This window comes from Pseudomonas sp. EA_65y_Pfl1_P113 (assembly GCF_963970525.1).
Classification (GTDB): Bacteria; Pseudomonadota; Gammaproteobacteria; order Pseudomonadales; family Pseudomonadaceae; genus Aquipseudomonas; species Aquipseudomonas tritici.
In genome coordinates this window covers 1-514 of record NZ_CAXAQM010000370.1, presented here as the reverse complement: position 1 = coordinate 514, position 514 = coordinate 1, and the positions used below count along the sequence as shown (strand labels likewise).

Annotated in this window: 1 pseudogene; it reads left to right on the top strand. The window is 64.6% G+C overall.

What is annotated here, in order from left to right:
* Nucleotides 1-514, top strand: a pseudogene (locus AACY52_RS30100) (Tn3 family transposase); the annotation flags it as partial.

Below are 514 nucleotides of genomic sequence, written 5' to 3'. Positions count from 1 at the left end.
CGCCGATCTCTACCACACCGGCAAACGGCGCCTGCCCGACAAGGTGCCGCTGCACTTCGCGCCGGCGGGCTGGCGTCCGTTCGTGATCCGCGATGGTGTGGTCAATCGTGCGGCCTATGAACTCTGCGCGCTTTCCCAGCTTCGCGATCGGCTGCGGGCCGGCGATATCTGGGTGGCGGGCAGCCGACAGTATCGCGACTTCGACAGCTATCTCATTCCGCACGCCACCTTCGCGGCGCTGCGCGGGAAGGGGCCGCTTCCGCTAGCAATTGAGACCGGGTTCGATCGTCATATCGAAGATCAACGCGTGCGGTTCGATCGTGCAATCGAGCGGGTCACAGTGCTGGCCCGGCAAGGCGAACTGCCCCAGGTCCGGCTCGACGAAAACGGTTTGATGATCTCGCCGCTGAAGGCGATTACGCCGCCCGTAGCCGAAGCCGCGCGCCGCACTGCCTATGACCGTCTCCCCCGCGTGAAGATCACGGATATCCTGCTCGATGTGGATGCATGGACC